The sequence below is a fragment of the Pseudomonas sp. RW10S2 genome (assembly GCF_014268985.1).
GTDB lineage: Bacteria > Pseudomonadota > Gammaproteobacteria > Pseudomonadales > Pseudomonadaceae > Aquipseudomonas > Aquipseudomonas wayambapalatensis.
Genome location: NZ_JABWRO010000071.1, coordinates 1 through 16,185, shown reverse-complemented (window position 1 = coordinate 16,185; position 16,185 = coordinate 1). Strand labels below are relative to the sequence as shown.

General features: G+C 62.4%; 18 protein-coding genes. 5 read left to right on the top strand and 13 right to left on the bottom strand.

Annotation, left to right across the window (positions count from 1 at the left end; all coding sequences use genetic code 11):
- Positions 1-14: 14 nt before the first annotated feature.
- The 5 genes from HU729_RS16110 to colR all read right to left on the bottom strand — a co-directional run bounded on the left by HU729_RS16110 (position 15) and on the right by colR (position 3,781).
- On the bottom strand, positions 15-251 hold the full coding sequence (locus HU729_RS16110) for a hypothetical protein (RefSeq protein ID WP_186667328.1): 237 nt from the start codon (positions 249-251) through the stop codon (positions 15-17).
- Complete coding sequence (locus HU729_RS16105; RefSeq protein ID WP_186667329.1) at positions 248-949, bottom strand: lipopolysaccharide kinase InaA family protein; 702 nt, start codon at positions 947-949, stop codon at positions 248-250. The genes HU729_RS16110 and HU729_RS16105 overlap by 4 nt, the downstream gene beginning before the upstream one ends.
- Before the next feature lie 7 nt (positions 950-956).
- Entirely contained in the window at positions 957-1,637 is a 681-nt protein-coding gene (locus HU729_RS16100) for a class I SAM-dependent methyltransferase (protein ID WP_112899077.1), read from the bottom strand.
- Positions 1,638-1,788: 151 nt separating this feature from the next.
- Positions 1,789-3,108: a HAMP domain-containing sensor histidine kinase gene (locus tag HU729_RS16095; protein ID WP_186710949.1), complete on the bottom strand. Its 1,320-nt coding sequence runs from the start codon at positions 3,106-3,108 to the stop codon at positions 1,789-1,791.
- Complete coding sequence (gene colR, locus HU729_RS16090; protein ID WP_054893830.1) at positions 3,098-3,781, bottom strand: two-component system response regulator ColR; 684 nt, start codon at positions 3,779-3,781, stop codon at positions 3,098-3,100. The genes HU729_RS16095 and colR overlap by 11 nt, the downstream gene beginning before the upstream one ends.
- Positions 3,782-3,969: 188 nt before the next feature.
- On the opposite strand from colR, the gene HU729_RS16085 reads away from it, so the two are divergent.
- Positions 3,970-4,695, top strand: a complete 726-nt coding sequence (locus tag HU729_RS16085; RefSeq protein WP_186710948.1) for a phosphatase PAP2 family protein — start codon at positions 3,970-3,972, stop codon at positions 4,693-4,695.
- A gap of 82 nt (positions 4,696-4,777) precedes the next feature.
- Here the strand turns inward: HU729_RS16085 and groL are convergent, their stop codons facing one another.
- The 5 genes from groL to HU729_RS16060 all read right to left on the bottom strand — a co-directional run bounded on the left by groL (position 4,778) and on the right by HU729_RS16060 (position 9,382).
- A complete protein-coding gene (gene groL / locus HU729_RS16080; protein WP_186667332.1) occupies positions 4,778-6,421 on the bottom strand; it encodes a chaperonin GroEL in 1,644 nt (547 codons plus the stop codon).
- A 44-nt stretch (positions 6,422-6,465) separates the two neighbouring features.
- Positions 6,466-6,759, bottom strand: a complete 294-nt coding sequence (locus tag HU729_RS16075) for a co-chaperone GroES (RefSeq protein ID WP_029614823.1) — start codon at positions 6,757-6,759, stop codon at positions 6,466-6,468.
- Positions 6,760-7,019: 260 nt separating this feature from the next.
- The gene (locus HU729_RS16070) at positions 7,020-7,481 is read right to left on the bottom strand and encodes an FxsA family protein (RefSeq protein ID WP_186667333.1); all 462 of its coding nucleotides are present in this window, start codon (positions 7,479-7,481) and stop codon (positions 7,020-7,022) included.
- 65 nt (positions 7,482-7,546) lie between these two features.
- Positions 7,547-8,278 (bottom strand): DUF2470 domain-containing protein, encoded by a 732-nt coding sequence (locus HU729_RS16065; RefSeq protein ID WP_186667334.1) that lies wholly within the window; start codon positions 8,276-8,278, stop codon positions 7,547-7,549.
- 96 nt (positions 8,279-8,374) lie between these two features.
- A complete protein-coding gene (locus HU729_RS16060) occupies positions 8,375-9,382 on the bottom strand; it encodes a DUF481 domain-containing protein (RefSeq protein ID WP_186667335.1) in 1,008 nt (335 codons plus the stop codon).
- A gap of 153 nt (positions 9,383-9,535) precedes the next feature.
- On the opposite strand from HU729_RS16060, the gene HU729_RS16055 reads away from it, so the two are divergent.
- Both HU729_RS16055 and HU729_RS16050 read left to right on the top strand, forming a co-directional pair.
- Positions 9,536-9,889, top strand: coding sequence for an MGMT family protein (locus HU729_RS16055; protein WP_186667336.1), 354 nt, complete (start codon positions 9,536-9,538; stop codon positions 9,887-9,889).
- 43 nt (positions 9,890-9,932) lie between these two features.
- On the top strand, positions 9,933-11,480 hold the full coding sequence (locus HU729_RS16050) for an AmpG family muropeptide MFS transporter (protein WP_186667337.1): 1,548 nt from the start codon (positions 9,933-9,935) through the stop codon (positions 11,478-11,480).
- A gap of 58 nt (positions 11,481-11,538) precedes the next feature.
- Here HU729_RS16050 and HU729_RS16045 read toward each other — a convergent pair whose 3' ends face one another.
- From HU729_RS16045 to HU729_RS16035, 3 genes are all read right to left on the bottom strand, one after another.
- The gene (locus HU729_RS16045; protein ID WP_186710947.1) at positions 11,539-12,783 is read right to left on the bottom strand and encodes an MFS transporter; all 1,245 of its coding nucleotides are present in this window, start codon (positions 12,781-12,783) and stop codon (positions 11,539-11,541) included.
- A 125-nt stretch (positions 12,784-12,908) separates the two neighbouring features.
- Positions 12,909-13,751 carry a mechanosensitive ion channel family protein gene (locus HU729_RS16040; RefSeq protein ID WP_054894024.1) on the bottom strand — a complete coding sequence of 281 codons (843 nt, stop codon included), beginning with the start codon at positions 13,749-13,751 and terminating at the stop codon, positions 12,909-12,911.
- Positions 13,752-13,864: 113 nt separating this feature from the next.
- Positions 13,865-14,350 (bottom strand): YajQ family cyclic di-GMP-binding protein, encoded by a 486-nt coding sequence (locus HU729_RS16035; RefSeq protein ID WP_054894023.1) that lies wholly within the window; start codon positions 14,348-14,350, stop codon positions 13,865-13,867.
- Between the two features lie 101 nt (positions 14,351-14,451).
- On the opposite strand from HU729_RS16035, the gene HU729_RS16030 reads away from it, so the two are divergent.
- Together HU729_RS16030 and HU729_RS16025 are read left to right on the top strand one after the other, a co-directional pair.
- Positions 14,452-15,369, top strand: coding sequence for a putative 2-dehydropantoate 2-reductase (locus tag HU729_RS16030; protein WP_186710946.1), 918 nt, complete (start codon positions 14,452-14,454; stop codon positions 15,367-15,369).
- 36 nt (positions 15,370-15,405) lie between these two features.
- Positions 15,406-16,185 (top strand): HAMP domain-containing protein (locus HU729_RS16025; RefSeq protein ID WP_186710945.1); only part of this gene is annotated, 780 nt, incomplete at its 3' end.

Sequence of the window (16,185 nt, the reverse complement as noted above, 5' to 3'; positions counted from 1 at the left end):
TTGTGTTCGATGGCTCAGCCAAACGGCCGCAGCCCCTGGCGCATCCCAAACAGGAACAACAGCAGGTCATGATCCGGCTGAGCCTGCGCCTGCGCCTGCTCCGGCTTTGTCACCCGCGGTGTGGCACACTGCCCCGCCGCGTCGCTCTTGCTGAACACGATCGGCCGTGGCACCTCCCAGGCCGCCACGGCCACGCTGGTCACGCCAAGCGCGGCCACCAGGAACAAAGCTCGAGCTATTTCTAGTTTCATCGACCTAACCCTTTGACAGCGCTGCCAAACGCCCTCTCATAAAAGTAGAGCAAGGTTTGCCACTCCGCTTCATTGAACGACGAATGGCGGCGCAGCTGGCGCAGGTCGTTGTAGGCCGCGCGCTGGCAACTGATGCGGCGGCGGCACTTCTCCAGGTCCAGCAGAGCCACTTCGGCCCGCGCCTGCTCGCCTTCGCCGCTCACCTTGACGAACACATGCTTGCCGTACAGGCAGCCGTGCTGCCAGTGGCCCAGATGCATCCGCGCCAGATTGTCAGCCAGGTCCTTGAGCATGCGCTCATGCAGCACCTGCGGGTAATGCTCACGGGCGCCCTGGGCGTGCCAGGTGTCGAGATCGACGAATCCATCCAGCGCTTCACTGACCAGCAGTGCCCGCCATTGGTGCTCGGCGTCGCGCTCGGCACCAGCAAAGACGATGCGCGGCACCCGAACCCCCAACTGCTCGAAACTGTTCAGGGCGTCCAGCTCTCGCAACACCGTGGGCCGACCAAAAGGATGCAGCAGGCTGCGGTAGATGTGCCCGACCTGGCGCTTGGCATAGAGCAGGTGGCCGTTGCCATCATCCAGGCGTTGCACGCCACTTTCGCCGCCACGTCGCTGATTGGGCTCCTCGACCCATTCCCCCTGCTGTTGCCAGTAGAAGTCGAATTGCGACACCTGCCCCTGAGTTGTTGCCATGGATCCCTCACCCCTTTCGCAATACATAGACTCGCCACATGGCATAGAACGGCAGGAAGTCGAGACGTTCCTGAATCCTGAAGCCTGCTGTCACAAATTCTTCTTCAACCGTAGCAGCAGGTAACACAAAGCGATTCTGGTAACTGTCCTGCTCCGCCTTGGCGCTGCGTCGTTGTTCGAGCTTCTTGCGACGCCATGCCTTGAAATTGCCATCCACCCACAACGACAGGATCACACTATCGCGGCTAACTCTTTGAAATTCAGAAAGAATTGTCTTGCGATGGGCCGGATCACCGATGTGGTGGAACAATCGCATGCAGAAAATGCTGTCTACCGAGTTGTCCGGCAGGTCGATGGCAAAGGCTGAGGTCTGCAAGGGGCGTACCCGCTCGACCACGGCTGGCGGTTGCGACGCACAAGCTGTCTCGATCATCGCGGCGGAATTGTCGGCGCCAATGATCACGCGGTTGGGTTTTTCTGCCAGCAAAGGCCAGAAACGGCCGGCGCCGCATGGCAGGTCGAGTACCAGGCCCGGCTCACCGGCGAGCGTCAGGGCGCGGCGAGCAAGCTGCTCGTCACGGGTGTGGGAAAGGCGACGGGCCAGGCCATCCTGATGCTTGATGAAGTACTCACGGGCGTGCTGCTGATCGTACTTTTCGGAAAACTCGAGTTTGATAGGGCTACGCATGGGACATCTCCTGACTCAATGCCGACCACATTAGGTGGGCAAGCGTTGGCATCAGGTCATCGCCATGTGAAAAAACTGTCACACGAAAGGGTTAATTCTTACGAAGCATTACACAACATTCTGTATCGGGGCCGTAGTACTGCCCCGATTTCTACTGCAACGTGGCATCGGTTTCCTGCTCATGCGACAGCGCGGTGCCCTGGCTCAGGTCCACCTGGAAGCGGCAGCCGTGGGGCGAGGTGGCGGTCAGGGTCACGCGCCAGCCTTGGTCGTCACAGATCCGCTGCACCAGCGAAAGCCCCAGGCCGAGCCCTTCGCCACGCCGCTCGTCACCGCGCACGAAAGGTTTGAACATTGCCTCGCGCTGTTCCTCGGGAATACCCACGCCACTGTCCTCGACACTGAAACCATGGGCCTCCAGGCTCAGGCGGATATAACCGGTATCGGTGTAATGCGCTGCGTTGCGCAGCAGGTTGCCCATCACCGATTGCAGGAAGGTGGCGTTGTACAAGGTCGGGCTGGCACTGACACGGCCATCGTAGTAAAGCGTCAGGCCCTTCTGCTCGATGGTATCGCGCCAGACGCCGATCAGGTCATCAGCCACCTCGCGCAGGCTGGCCCTGGAGGCCACCGCGCCTTCGTCACGCTGGGCCCGGGCCAGCATGAGGAAGGTCTTGACCAGCTCGCGCATCTCCTCGGTGGCGCGGGCGATCCGTTCCACTTGGGCACGTGACCGGCTGTCCAGGCCGGTGTTCTCCATCAGCAGTTCGCAGGAGGTTGCCAGCACCATCAGTGGGGTGCGCAGTTCATGGCTGACATCGCTGGTGAACAGTCGCTCGCGGGTCAGCGCATCGCGCAAGCGGCCCAGGGTGTCGTCGAAAGCCACCGCCAACTGCCCCACTTCGTCGGCGGCATAGTCCGGCGCCAGCGGCGGCGCCAACCCGAGCAACTGATCACGATGGCGGACTTGCCGCGCCAGGCGAATCACTGGCGCCATGACCCGTCGCGCCAGCAACCAGCCAAGGAAGGCCGCCAGCACCAGGCTGAGCAGGAAGCCCACGACCACCACGGCGAACAGCACCCGCTCGCGCTCCTCGAAATCGCTCTGGTCCTGCAACAGTACATAGTGACGACCGTCCACGACCTCGACCATGGCGTGGTAGGAGAGCTGGTCACGGAACACTTCGTGGAACCCGGCATCGAGATGCCGCAGGTCCTTGGGCAACTCGAAATCATCGCGACCACCGCTGAAGTAGAACAACTGGTCAGGGCGCGGGCGATGGCTCCAGTCACTGACGCTGTCCATGCGCAGCAGGCGCTGCAGATCGCCCCCCAGCACCGAGGAAATCAGACGCTCTTCCACCAGGTGAACAGTGGCGACGATACCGAAGGCAAACGCACCGGCAACCAGTGCGCTCATCAGTGCAAAGGCAATGATGATGCGTTGGGCAAGGCTCTGCTTAAACTCCATCGCGACCCTCGGCGAGGCGATAGCCGACGCCATGGACGGTATGCAGCAGGGGCTTTTCGAACGGTTTGTCGATCACCTGGCGCAGTTGATGGACATGGCTGCGCAAGCTGTCGCTGTCGGGGCAGTCGTCGCCCCACAGGGCTTCCTCGAGGACTTCGCGGCGCAGCACGTGCGGGCTCTTCTGCATCAGCACCGCCAGCAACTTCAGGCCGACCGGGTTGAGTTTGAGCAGTTTGCCCTGACGGGTGACTTCCAGCGTGTCGAGGTCGTAGCTCAGGTCTGCCACCTGCAGCGTACGCCGACCACCGCCCTGGGCGCGACGCAGTACCGCCTCGATGCGCGCGGCCAACTCGGACAGGGCGAAAGGCTTGAGCAGGTAATCGTCGGCCCCCGAGCGGAAGCCCTGCAGGCGATCGTCAAGCTGGTCGCGGGCGGTCAGCATGATCACCGGGGTGTCGCGGCGGGCGTCTTCGCGCAGGCGCTTGCACAGGGTGTAGCCATCGATACCGGGCAGCATGATATCGAGGACGATCAGGTCATAGTGTTCGGTCGCGGCCAGGTGCAGACCCGACAGGCCGTCCTGGGCACAGTCGACGGTATAGCCTTTCATGCCCAGGTAATCAGCCAGGTTGGCGAGGATATCGCGGTTGTCTTCAACCAGTAGAATGCGCATCAAGGTCTCCTGTGCGGCGCTTCGCTGTGCGCGGCAGGCGCAGCTTACGGCCATTGGCCAGGCATCGCCAGCCTTGGTGGAAAAACAGCGCAACTGACGCTTTTTTCACTGATCCTTCACGCACACAGCATAGCAACGGACCGAAAATGCCCGATCCTTCATGCCTTCCCCTTGCCTGTGGAGCCTTCATGCACACCGCCCGCCCCCGCCCGATCAACCCCTGGCTGTACCTTGGCATCCCCCTGGCTACCGCGCTGGTTCTGCTGCTGCTCGAGGCCACATCGCTGGACATGGACGTGGCCAACCTGATGTTCGATCCGTCGGTGGGCCAGTTCATCGGGCGCCATAGCTACTTCCTCGAGACCATCCTGCATGACCGCGTCAAGCAGGCGGTGATCGGTGTCGGGCTGCTGGCGGTGGTGGCGTTCATCGCCAGTTTCTTCTGGTCACGGCTGGGTAACTGGCGTCGCGAACTGGGTTGCCTGGTGCTGGCCCTGGGCCTGTCCACGGGGTTTGTCACGCCGCTAAAGCAACTGACTGCAGTACAGTGCCCTTGGAGCCTGACCCAGTTTGGCGGCAAGGAAACCTACAGCAAACTGCTCGAAGCACGACCAGCGACCGACAAACCAGGGCTCTGCTGGCCCGGCGGCCATGCAGCGACCGGTTTCAGCCTGTTCGCATTGTTCTTCGTGCTGCGTGACCGCAAGCCTCGCCTGGCGCGAGGTGCGTTTGCCCTCGCGGCGGGTGTCGGGGTGGTGCTGTCGATAGGCCGGATGATGCAGGGCGCGCACTTTCTCTCGCACAACGTCTGGACCGCAGTGTTCTGCTGGTTGATCGGATTGGGCTGCTATTACCTGGTGCTCTATCGCAGGGGAATGGCGCGGGTGACCGTGGCTGAGCGCGGCATTGCCTGAGTCGACGCAGGTCTGACAAGCGCCCATGAAAAAGCCCCGCACAAGGCGGGGCTCTTTCATGCAGCTAGGGGCCAGGGCTGGCTTACATCATGCCGCCCATGCCACCCATGCCGCCCATGTCTGGCATGCCGCCAGCAGCCGGCTTGTCTTCCGGCAGGTCAGCAACCATGGCCTCGGTGGTGATCATCAGACCACCGATCGAAGCAGCGGCTTGCAGCGCCGAACGGGTAACCTTGGCTGGGTCCAGGATGCCCATCTCGATCATGTCGCCGTACTCGCCGGTCGCGGCGTTGTAGCCGTAGTTGCCCGAACCCTGCTTGACCTTGTCGGCCACAACGCTTGGCTCGTCGCCGGCGTTGGCAGTGATCTGACGCAGCGGCGCTTCGACAGCGCGACGCAGCAGGGAGATACCGACGTTCTGGTCTTCGTTGTCGCCTTTGAGCTCGGCAATGGCTGCCAGGGCGCGAACCAGGGCAACACCACCGCCAGGCACCACGCCTTCTTCAACGGCTGCACGGGTAGCGTGCAGGGCGTCTTCAACGCGGGCTTTCTTCTCTTTCATCTCGACTTCGGTGCCAGCACCGACCTTGATCACGGCAACACCGCCAGCCAGCTTGGCCAGACGCTCTTGCAGCTTCTCACGGTCGTAGTCCGAGGAAGTCTCTTCGATCTGGGCACGGATCTGCTTGACGCGTGCTTCGATGTCGGCGTCAACGCCAGCACCGTCGATGATGGTGGTGTTTTCCTTGGACAGGATGACGCGCTTGGCGTTGCCCAGGTGCTCCAGGGTGGTGGTTTCCAGGGTCAGGCCGATTTCCTCGGAGATGACCTGGCCGCCGGTCAGGACGGCGATGTCCTGCAGCATGGCCTTGCGGCGGTCGCCAAAGCCTGGGGCCTTGACCGCAGCAACCTTGACGATGCCGCGCATGTTGTTGACCACCAGAGTAGCCAGGGCTTCGCCTTCGACGTCTTCGGCGACGATCAGCAGCGGACGGCCCGACTTGGCGACGGCTTCAAGAACCGGCAGCAGTTCGCGGATGTTCGAGATCTTCTTGTCGACCAGCAGCAGCAGCGGGCTTTCGAGCTCGGCAACCATGGTGTCAGGCTTGTTGATGAAGTACGGCGACAGGTAGCCACGGTCGAACTGCATGCCTTCTACGACGGACAATTCGTTTTCCAGGCCCGAGCCTTCTTCAACGGTGATCACGCCTTCTTTACCGACTTTTTCCATGGCTTCGGCGATGATTTCACCGATGGAGCTGTCGGAGTTGGCAGAGATGGTGCCGACCTGAGCGATGGCCTTGGAGTCGGCGCATGGCTTGGACAGGTTCTTCAGCTCGGCGACGACGGCAGCGGTGGCCTTGTCGATACCGCGCTTGAGGTCCATCGGGTTCATGCCAGCAGCGACGGCCTTCAGGCCTTCGTTGACGATGGCCTGAGCCAGAACGGTAGCGGTGGTGGTGCCGTCGCCGGCAGCATCGTTGGCCTTGGAAGCAACTTCCTTGACCAGCTGGGCGCCCATGTTCTCGAAGGCGTCCTTCAGTTCGATTTCCTTGGCAACCGAAACACCGTCTTTGGTGATGGTTGGAGCGCCGAAGCTCTTGGCCAGGACAACGTTACGGCCTTTCGGGCCGAGGGTAGCCTTGACAGCGTCAGCCAGAACGTTGACACCAACGAGCATTTTCTTGCGGGCGGAATCGCCGAATTTTACGTCTTTAGCAGCCATGATCGTTTAATCCTTGGAATTCTTTAGCAGGGAAATCGGGGAAATCAGCCTTCGATGACGGCGAGGATTTCGTTCTCGGCCATCACCAGCAGGTCTTCGCCATCGACTTTCACGGTGTTGCTGCCCGAGTAAGGGCCGAAAACCACTTTGTCACCCACTTTCACGGCCAGCGCGCGCACTTCGCCGTTGTCCAGGACGCGACCGGTGCCAACGGCGACGACTTCGCCGCGGTTTGGTTTTTCAGCGGCCGAACCCGGCAGGACGATACCGCCAGCGGTTTTCGATTCTTCTTCGCTGCGACGGATGACGACGCGGTCATGCAGAGGACGAAGCTTCATTGTCGATCTCTCCCAAATTGTGGTTTTCATCGGCCGGTGTCGACACCGGCGGGTTGAGGCTATCCGGCGTTGCCGGTGGGGGCTCGCGGCCTGCGAACCCCGCGTGTCATGTCTGGTGTCGCCACCAGAAACCTTGCGGTGACACATACATGAGGCCGCCCGATTCGATTACAAGGCTTGCCATGGAATTTTTTTAATCTGTGTACACAGGCCGAAAAAAAGCAGGGGCCGCATAGCGGCCCCCCTGGGTCATTAATCGATCATTTATCGCGGCGCTCGTACTCGCCCTCGATCACGTTCGGACGATGGCCGCCATCGCGCGGCTGCCCGTTGAACGGATCATCCTGGAACGCCCGTTGGCGCGTGGCCTGGGCCTCGGCCCGTTGGCGCAACTTGCGCGCCACCAGATGACGGGTGAATGGCAACAGGCACAGCAGGCCCAGCACGTCGCTGATGAAACCCGGCAGCAGCAGCAGGCCACCACCCACAGCCAGCATCAGGCCCTGGAACATGTCCTCGGCGGGCAGTTCGCCGCGCTGCAGGCTTTCACGGGCGCGCAGCGCCGTTGCAAGACCTGCCAGGCGCATGACCAGCAGGCCGAGGGCGGAACCGGCGATGATCAGCAGCAGCGCCGGGAAGAAACCGATGGCGGCGCTGACTTTGACGAAGACGAACAACTCCAGCACCGGAAAAATCAGGAACAGCAGTAGAAAAGCACGCATCAAGGATTCCTCGACGGAAGAGAACCTTCCAATAAGACCTCAGATGGATGCAACTGCTCGCGATTTCAACCCTCGACTTTCGCCGCAGCCGGCCACTGGTCGGCGCGCGCCAGCAATACCAAGGCCTCGCGCACTTGTGTCGGCGTATTGCAAGTATTCGGGAAGGCCAGCCAGTGAATTGCCTGGCCGATGCGCAGGTGCATGCCCTCGCTGTCGATGCCGACCATCTCGGCCGGTGCACTGCGCGGCAGACCGGTGAGCTCGACGTAATGGGCGATGGCGTTGACATGATCGCTGTTCATGTGCTCGATCATGCTGGCTTCTGCGCCTCCGGCGAATGGGTTGGCCAAGGTGACCTCGTCGAGCCAGTGGATTGCGCCGAAACCACCGATGTAGCGATGGCGCACAGGTTCCAGAACCCAGAAATCGAAATCGTGGGCCTTGTGGTAGTTGCTGGCATCCGGGAAGTATCGGTAGTAGCGCGCAGCAGCCGCTTCGATGGCGGCTTGGTCGGTCAGCTTGCGCGCCTCGGCCATCACTGTCAGGCGGCCCACCGCCTGCACGTCTTCGGCGTCACGCTCGCCCACCAGCAGCGAGCACTTGGGGTCTTTCTGCAGGTTATGGGTGTGCTGGGCGATACGGCTGATGAGGATCAGCGGGTGCCCTTGGGCGTCCAGGCAATAAGGCACCACCGAACCGAAGGGGAAGCCGGGCATGGACTTGGACAGGGTCGAGAGCACGCCGCGGTATTCTTCGAGCAGCAGTTCCCGGGCGGGGCGGATGGCGTTGGTACTCACGGGAAACTCCTGGGGCAGCGGACTGGATGGGTGACAAGATAATCATTATCACCGCCGCCTGCCACAGGAGCGCTGTACAGCCCCACGCGAGCGGTCTTACCAGGCCACACCGAAACCTGCGGTGTAGCGGGTCTTGTCCAGGTCGCTGTCGCTGGTGCCCTTGATCAGGTCCTTCTCGGCCTTGAGGTTGAGCGAGGCCCACTCGGTCACCTTGTAGCGTAGGCCCATCTCGGCATCCAGCGAGTAATCGGCGACCGAACCGAATGGCTTGCCCAGCTCCCCGGTGGTGAAGAACTCGACCTTCTTGCCGATCAGGTAGCGGTTGTAGTCCCACTTCACCGCTGCCGAATAGAAGTTATCCTTGCCGCCGTCGCGGTATTCGTAGTCGGTGCGGTTGATCAGCGAACCAAGCGAGAACGCGCCCAGCTCGTCGTCCCAGAACTGATAGCCCGGGCCAGTACCGACGGTACGCTGGCGCGCCAGATTCTCGATCTGGTCGCGCTTGTATTCCAGACGTCCCTGCCAGAACCATTTTTCGGTGAGGAAACGGTCCAGCGCGTACTCGGCGCTCCAGTTGTTGGTGGTGGTGACGTCGTCCTTGGTTTCGCGGTTGTACTCGCCTTCGGCGTTGTGCCGCCAGCGACCGTGACGTGCGGTGGTCTTGAAGCTGACATCGTAGTCATCGGTGTCGTTTTCGGCACGCTTGTAGTCCAGCGCCAGGTCGACATTACCTTTCCACAGGAAGTCCTCGACCAGCGGGCGCGGCTTCATGATCTGCTCGATGCTGGCAAGCTCCACGGTCTTGGGCGCCTCACCGTTGGCCAGGGTCACCTTGCCAGGCTCGGCGGCCTTGAGCGACTTGGCCTTCTCGCCCGAGTAGGCATCCTGTTTGACCAGCAGTTCCTGATCGCTCTCGAGTGTCTGAACCTGTTTCCAGTCCAGCGCGATACTGCCGCCATAGGGAGTTTCCAGCAGCAGCTTGCCGCCGTCGAAGACCTTGATCTTGCCACTCAGACGATCACCGTTCTTCATCCAGACGGTGTCAGCCAGCGCGGGCGCAGAGAGGGAAGCAGCGAACAGGCACAGCAAGGCTCTAGAATACATAGGCAGAATTTGCGTTCGGTTGGACAAAAAAAGTCGGGCATTATCCGGATACCCACGACCAGAGCAAGGACAGACCGGGCCTATGCCTACGAGTTCAATTCTCATTTCGTACAATAACTTGTCTATTTCCACCTTCAGATCAGGAATTGCCTGATGTCTGATCAATCGATTCCGCACCCGGACGATCCCGAAGCCCGACGAATGGCGCTTTATTCGGTCCTGGGCGAGATTCCGGAAGGCAAGGTCGTCAGCTATGGCCAGCTCGCCGAACTGGCGGGTCTTGGCCGCGCCGCACGCTGGGTCGGCCGCACCCTGGGACAATTGCCGGCCGACACGCGCCTGCCGTGGCATCGGGTGCTCGGGGCCGGTGGCCGCCTGAGCCTGCCACTGGGTACGCCGTCGGGCGACGAACAACGCGCCAGGCTGCGCGCGGAGGGCGTGAATGTGGCCAATAATCGAGTGGATATGTCGCGCCATGGCTGGCGCGCAATGGAGCACAGCGGTTAGAGTGCGCGCTTTGTTTTCGCAAACTTGAGGCAGATGTTGGCCCATGCCCCGTAAAACCTGGCGCGCTGCGCTCGCTGCCTATGCCAGCCCGTCTACCCTGGTGCTTTTGTTGCTCGGCTTCGCCGCCGGCATGCCCTACATGCTGGTGTTCTCCACGCTCTCGGTCTGGTTGCGCGAGGCGGGTGTAGCCCGTGAGACCATCGGCTACGCCAGCCTGATCGGTCTGGCCTACGCGTTCAAATGGGTCTGGTCGCCCCTGCTCGACCAATGGCGCCTGCCACTGCTCGGCGGCATGGGACGGCGTCGCTCGTGGCTGCTGCTGTCGCAGGTCCTGGTCGTCATCGGGCTGATCGGCATGGGGCTGTGCGACCCACAGAAACACCTGTCGTGGCTGATCGCCCTCGCGGTGCTGGTAGCCTTCGCCTCGGCCACCCAGGACATCGCCGTCGACGCCTATCGCCTGGAAATCGCCGACGACCAGCGCCAGGCCGCCCTGGCCGCCAGCTACATGGCTGGCTACCGGGTTGCCGCGCTGCTCGCTACTGCAGGTGCACTGTTCTTCGCCGAATGGTTCGGTTCCACCGGTTTCAGCTACCTGCACAAGGCCTGGACCGGCACCTACGTGCTGTTCGGCATCCTCATGTTGCCGGCATTGTTCACCACGCTGGTGATGCGCGAGCCCGCGGTGCCGCTGCGCACCCAACTGTCAGCGGCACGCTACGGGCTGATGCACCAACTGGTGTCAGTGTTCGTGCTGATCGTCCTGCTGGTCTCGGTGCCTGCCAGCTTCACCCAGATGTTCAACACCGACTGGGCCAGCGTGGTGTTCGGCGACTCGACCATGCTCGACCTGCTGCTCGAGGACCGCGCCTTCCTGCGCCTGATCCTCTATGCACTGCTGACCTGGGCCTGCCTGTCTTCCATGGGCCGTCGCGGCCTGGCGCCGGTGCTCACGCCGGTCAACGACTTCATCGTCCGCTACCGCTGGCAGGCCTTGCTGCTGCTGGGGCTGATTGCCACCTACCGGATGTCGGACACCGTGATGGGCGTGATGGCCAACGTGTTCTATATCGACATGGGCTTCACCAAGGACCAGATCGCCAGCGTCAGCAAGATCTTCGGCCTGATCATGACCCTGGTCGGCGCCGGTGTTGGCGGTCTGCTGATCGTGCGCTTCGGTATATTGCCGATCCTGTTCATCGGCGGCGTGGCCTCTGCGGCCACCAACATCCTGTTCGTGATGCTGGCCGACATGGGGCCGAACCTGGAAATGCTGGTGGTGACCATCTCGCTGGACAACTTCAGCTCGGGCATGGCGACCTCAGCGTTCGTCGCCTACCTGTCGAGCCTGACCAACCTGAAGTTCTCGGCGACCCAGTACGCGCTGCTCAGCTCGATCATGCTGTTGCTGCCGCGGCTGATCGGCGGCTATTCGGGGGTGATGGTGGAGAAATTCGGCTATCACAACTTCTTCATGATCACCGCCCTGCTAGGTGTCCCCACACTGATCCTGATCGCCCTGCACTGGCGCCAGGAAGTGGGACGGGGCAAGCAGGCGCAGGCGGAAAGCTCGGTGACCGAGCAGCCCTGACAATCGAGTCGTCCTTTTCGCGGGCAAGCCCGCGAAAAGAGCGACGCCGTTTTCAAGCCTACTGAACGATGGCCCCTTCCCCTGGCCGGCCGCCCACCACAAACCACAACGGCCAAAGCGCCAGCGCCCCGGCAATCCCCGCTGCCAGTGCAAAGTGCAGCAGGCTCGCCCCCGCCCCCAGCATCGCCAGCAGCGCGCCACCCAGCCCCAGCAGCGCGATGGTGATCATCCCCAGCATCGCCGACACCAACCCCTTGCTCTGCTCGCTGGAGAACAGCGTCATGCGGTACAGCACCGCGTTGGCCACACCCAGGCCCAGTGCATAGAGCGACATCCCGGCAACCACGCTGGTCACGGTCGGATACAGCCAGGTGACCAGCACCATCAGGCACAACCCGGCCAGATACGGCCACAGGGCACCGCGCACCAGCGCGGGCAGCGGATAACGATCCGCAATGCGGTTGATGATCAGGTTGCCGAGGATCAGCCCGCCGAACACCGGCAGCTGCCACAGCGCGTATTCCAGGGTGCTCAGCCCCTCGTCATGGATCAGCAGGACCGGCGACAGGCCAATCCAGCCGATCAGCGGCAAGCCCACCAAACCCAACGCCGCGCTGCCAGCCACAAAACGACGGTTGCCCAGCAGCTGCGCGTAACCGGCCAGCAAGGGCAACAGGTGAATGGGCGTGAAGGCCAGGCGCGAGCCATCACGGCGCTCGACCCCGAGGGTTTCAGGCATCAGGCGATACAGCAGCCCCCAGCACAGCACCGCGCCCACTGCGAAGGCGACGAACAGCCAGCGCCAGTCGAGCCACTGCAGCATCAACGTCCCCACCAGCGGCCCGAGCAACGGCGAAAGCAACGCAATGTTGGCCAGCAGCGCCATCATGCGCACCGCATCGGCCTCGCTGAACGCCTCGTTGAGCGCCGGATAGCTCACCGTCACCACGAAGCCCAGGCCAATGCCCTGCAGCAGGCGCAGCAGATTGAAAAGGCCGATGTCATGCACCCAGAAGGTCGCAAGGCATGCCACACCAAAGAAGGCGCAGCCGGTCAGCAGCAGTGGACGGCGGCCATAGCGGTCGGCCAGCGGGCCGATCAGCCACTGCAGCACTACGCCACCGAGCAGGTAGAGGTTCAGGGCATGGGGAATGAATTCAGGGCTGGCCCTGAGATCGTCGACCACCACCGGCATGGCAGGCATGACGGCATCGCTGGCCAGGTAGGTCAGCAGTTCAAACAGGGCGAGGGTCAGACCAAACAACAGGGCCCGCAGAGGGGTGATATACAACAATGGTTTCATGATGGCGTTTCGGGTGCAGACAGGAGGGGTCAGGCTATATGCCAGAGATCGTCGGCTTTGGCTGTGAACAAGTGTAAGGCGTAAAAAACAAGGGCCCCTGTAGGGGCCCTGTTTTGCAGTGCAGGTTACTGCGCGGCAGTCTCCTGCACCACGCGAATCACCCGCTGCGGGAAGGGAATGTCGATCCCCTCGGCCTTCAGGCGATCCCGCGCCTGCTCATTGAGCATGAACATCACGTCCCAGTAGTCGGCAGTCTTGGTCCACAGGCGCAGCGACACGGTGATCGAACTGTCACCAAGCGTTGCAACCACCGCCTGAGGCGCTGGGTCGGGCAGCACCCGAGGATCCTGCGCCAGCTCCAGCAGCACGTTGCGCGCCTTCTGCAGGTCGGCCTCGTAGTCCACGCCCACGTCGAACACGACCTTGCGCGTCGGCTGGCGGTTGGTGTTGACGATGATGCCGTTGGACAAGGTGCCGTTAGGCAGAATGACCGTCTTGTTATCACCGCTACGCAGCACGGTATGGAAGATCTGGATGCTGTCGACGGTCCCGCTCACACCCTGGGCCTCGATCCAGTCGCCGATGCGGAACGGGCGGAACAGCAGGATCAGCACGCCACCGGCAAAGTTTGCCAGGCTGCCCTGCAAGGCCAGGCCGATGGCCAGCACGGCACCACCCATGGCCGCGACGAACGAGGTGGTTTCGATGCCGATCATCGACGCCACGCTGATCGCCAGCATCACCTTGAGCACGATGTTGGATAGCGTGCGGATGAAACCCTGCAACGCCGGGTCAGCTACCCGCAAGCCGACGAGCCTGGCCAATCGATCACTGATCTTGTTGGTGATCCACCAGCCGATCGCCAGGGTCAGCAGCGCCAGCAACAAACGACTGCCGTACGCCATGATCAAGGGAATCCAAGTCTCGGACTGGCGTACCAGTTGATCGACTTCAGCGTTCAAATCCATGTTCATCTCCTGATGTCGAACGACACGTGCACAGTAAAGCAGACCGCCGGACATTCAGCGGCCGCAGGAAGCGATGGACATTGGTGTGCGATCAAGGTTCCTGCCCCGCAGAATCAGTCGCGGAAGTTGTTGAACTGCAGCGGCATGTCAAATTCCTTGGCGCGCAGGGCCGCGATGGCTTCCTGCAGGTCATCGCGCTTCTTGCCGGTGACCCGTACCTGTTCGCCCTGAATGGCGGCCTGGACCTTGAGCTTGGCATCCTTGATGTGGGCGACGATCTTCTTCGCCAGCTCCTTGTCGATGCCCTCGCGGAACTTGGCTTCCTGTTTCATTTCCTTGCCGGAAGCATAGGGATCCTTGGTTTCCAGGCACTTGACGTCGATCTTGCGCTTGACCAGCGCCAGGCGCAGGATTTCGATCATCGCCTCGAGCTGGAATTCGGCTTCGGCAGTTAGCATCACGGTCTGCTCCTTGTCCTTGAACTCGAAGCTGCCCTTGCCCTTGAGGTCGTAGCGGCGATCGAGCTCCTTGATGGCGTTTTCGACCGCGTTCTGCACTTCGTGCTTGTCCAGTTCCGATACCACGTCGAACGAAGGCATGGTTGTTCTCCATAAAATAAAAGCGCGCTCGGCTTGAAGATGGAGCGCGTCGGGTTTGATGGTTAAAATGCGGGCTCATTATAACGGGTTGCGAAACGCAGATGAGCAGCACCTGGCATATTCTCGGCGCCGGCAGCCTCGGCAGCCTCTGGGCCTGTCGCCTGGCACGGGCGGGCAAGGCCGTGCGCCTGGTGCTGCGCGACGAACAGCGCCTGTCAGATTATGAAGCCGAAGGCGGCCTGACCCTGATCGAACAGCACCAGGCAACGCAATTCGCCATCCCGGCACAGACCTGCGAGGGCGAAGGCCCCATCCACCGCCTGCTGGTGGCGTGCAAGGCCTACGACGCCGGGCCTGCCGTCGCGCGCCTGGCGCCGCGGCTGGCCGAAGGTGCTGAGCTGATCCTGCTGCAGAACGGCCTCGGCAGCCAGGATGAAGTGGCCGAGCAGGCTCCCCACGCCCGCTGTATCTTCGCCTCCAGCACCGAAGGAGCGTTTCGCGAGCGCGACTGGCAGGTGCGGTTCGCCGGCCAGGGCTTCAACTGGCTGGGCGATCCGGGCAATCCTGGCGTCCCCGAATGGTTCGGCGATCTGAGCGAGGCCGGCATCCCGGCCGAGTGGTCGTTGGACATACTCTCCCGCCTGTGGCGCAAGCTTGCACTCAATTGCGCGATCAACCCGCTGACGGTGCTTTACGACTGCCAGAATGGCGGGCTGCTTGGTCACCTGCTTGAAGTCGACGAACTGTGCCTGGAACTGAGCACCCTGCTGCGCAGTGCCGGGCAAGCGCAAGCGGCCGAAAACCTGGCCGATGACGTCCAACGGGTGATCGTGGCGACCGCGGCCAACTACTCTTCGATGTACCAGGACGTGCGCGCAGGCCGACGTACCGAGCTGCACTACCTGCTTGGCCATGCCTGCGACGTTGCCGCCCGGCATGGCCTGGCGACACCTGGCCTGGAACACCTGCGCCAACGCCTGGTCGATAACCTGCAGGCACGCAACCTGCCCAGCGACTGACGCTGCCCACCCACCGACACGGACATCACCTCGCCCATGACCCTGCGCCAACGCCTGGAAAACCTCCCGGTCGGGCAAAAACTGCTGGCCGCCCTGCTGGTGCTGCTGGTCACCATCCTGCTGGTGGCCAACCTGGCCTTCATCAGCGCCGCCTACTGGATCACCCAGGAAAGCATGGCTCCCCAGGCGCTGCAGACCATCGGCCGATTGGTCGCCAACCCGCAGCTTTCCGCGCGCGCCAGCGACACCCCGGAAACCGCCAGTGCCTTGCTCAAGGAGCTCGACAGCTATTCACCGCTGCGCGCCGCCGCCGTGTATGCCAGCGACGGGCGCCTGCTGGCCCAACTGCAACATGGCCAGCCACTGAGCATGCCCAAGCGCTTCCGCAACATCGACGGCTGGCGCCTCACCGAGTTTCGCAGCACCCAGCTGATCGCCCTGCCCCGTCCAGGCAGCCCGCCCGCGCACCTGCTGCTGGTGGCCAGCAGCGAATTGCCGGTTGCGTTCTATACCGGCACCCTGTCTGCCAGCCTGGCGATCCTGGTGTTCAGCATCCTGCTGTGGCTGATCATCGCCCGGCAGATCAAGCGCCTGATCACCCAGCCGATCAACCGCCTCGAGGAGCTCTCGCGCCAGGTGACCCGCGAGGAGAGCTACGCCCTGCGTGCGCAACGTGGCAACGACGACGAAATCGGCAGCCTTGCCGAGGCGTTCAACACCATGCTGTCGCGTATCGAAGCGCGCGAAGACCAGCTCAAGCGTGCCCGCGACGAGTTCCAGTCGGCCTTCGACCAGGCCCAGGGCCTGGCCGAGGAG

Bases quoted from the DNA above. Each gene is read 5' to 3' on its own strand.
- groL (WP_186667332.1), bottom strand. From the start codon at position 6,421: ATGGCTGCTAAAGACGTAAAATTCGGCGATTCCGCCCGCAAGAAAATG.
- HU729_RS16055 (WP_186667336.1), top strand. From the start codon at position 9,536: ATGTCTGATCAATCGATTCCGCACCCGGACGATCCCGAAGCCCGACGA.
- HU729_RS16095 (WP_186710949.1), bottom strand. From the start codon at position 3,108: ATGGAGTTTAAGCAGAGCCTTGCCCAACGCATCATCATTGCCTTTGCA.
- HU729_RS16085 (WP_186710948.1), top strand. From the start codon at position 3,970: ATGCACACCGCCCGCCCCCGCCCGATCAACCCCTGGCTGTACCTTGGC.
- HU729_RS16070 (WP_186667333.1), bottom strand. From the start codon at position 7,481: ATGCGTGCTTTTCTACTGCTGTTCCTGATTTTTCCGGTGCTGGAGTTG.
- HU729_RS16050 (WP_186667337.1), top strand. From the start codon at position 9,933: ATGCCCCGTAAAACCTGGCGCGCTGCGCTCGCTGCCTATGCCAGCCCG.
- HU729_RS16060 (WP_186667335.1), bottom strand. From the start codon at position 9,382: ATGTATTCTAGAGCCTTGCTGTGCCTGTTCGCTGCTTCCCTCTCTGCG.
- HU729_RS16075 (WP_029614823.1), bottom strand. From the start codon at position 6,759: ATGAAGCTTCGTCCTCTGCATGACCGCGTCGTCATCCGTCGCAGCGAA.
- HU729_RS16105 (WP_186667329.1), bottom strand. From the start codon at position 949: ATGGCAACAACTCAGGGGCAGGTGTCGCAATTCGACTTCTACTGGCAA.
- colR (WP_054893830.1), bottom strand. From the start codon at position 3,781: ATGCGCATTCTACTGGTTGAAGACAACCGCGATATCCTCGCCAACCTG.
- HU729_RS16045 (WP_186710947.1), bottom strand. From the start codon at position 12,783: ATGAAACCATTGTTGTATATCACCCCTCTGCGGGCCCTGTTGTTTGGT.
- HU729_RS16110 (WP_186667328.1), bottom strand. From the start codon at position 251: ATGAAACTAGAAATAGCTCGAGCTTTGTTCCTGGTGGCCGCGCTTGGC.
- HU729_RS16040 (WP_054894024.1), bottom strand. From the start codon at position 13,751: ATGGATTTGAACGCTGAAGTCGATCAACTGGTACGCCAGTCCGAGACT.
- HU729_RS16030 (WP_186710946.1), top strand. From the start codon at position 14,452: ATGAGCAGCACCTGGCATATTCTCGGCGCCGGCAGCCTCGGCAGCCTC.
- HU729_RS16100 (WP_112899077.1), bottom strand. From the start codon at position 1,637: ATGCGTAGCCCTATCAAACTCGAGTTTTCCGAAAAGTACGATCAGCAG.
- HU729_RS16035 (WP_054894023.1), bottom strand. From the start codon at position 14,350: ATGCCTTCGTTCGACGTGGTATCGGAACTGGACAAGCACGAAGTGCAG.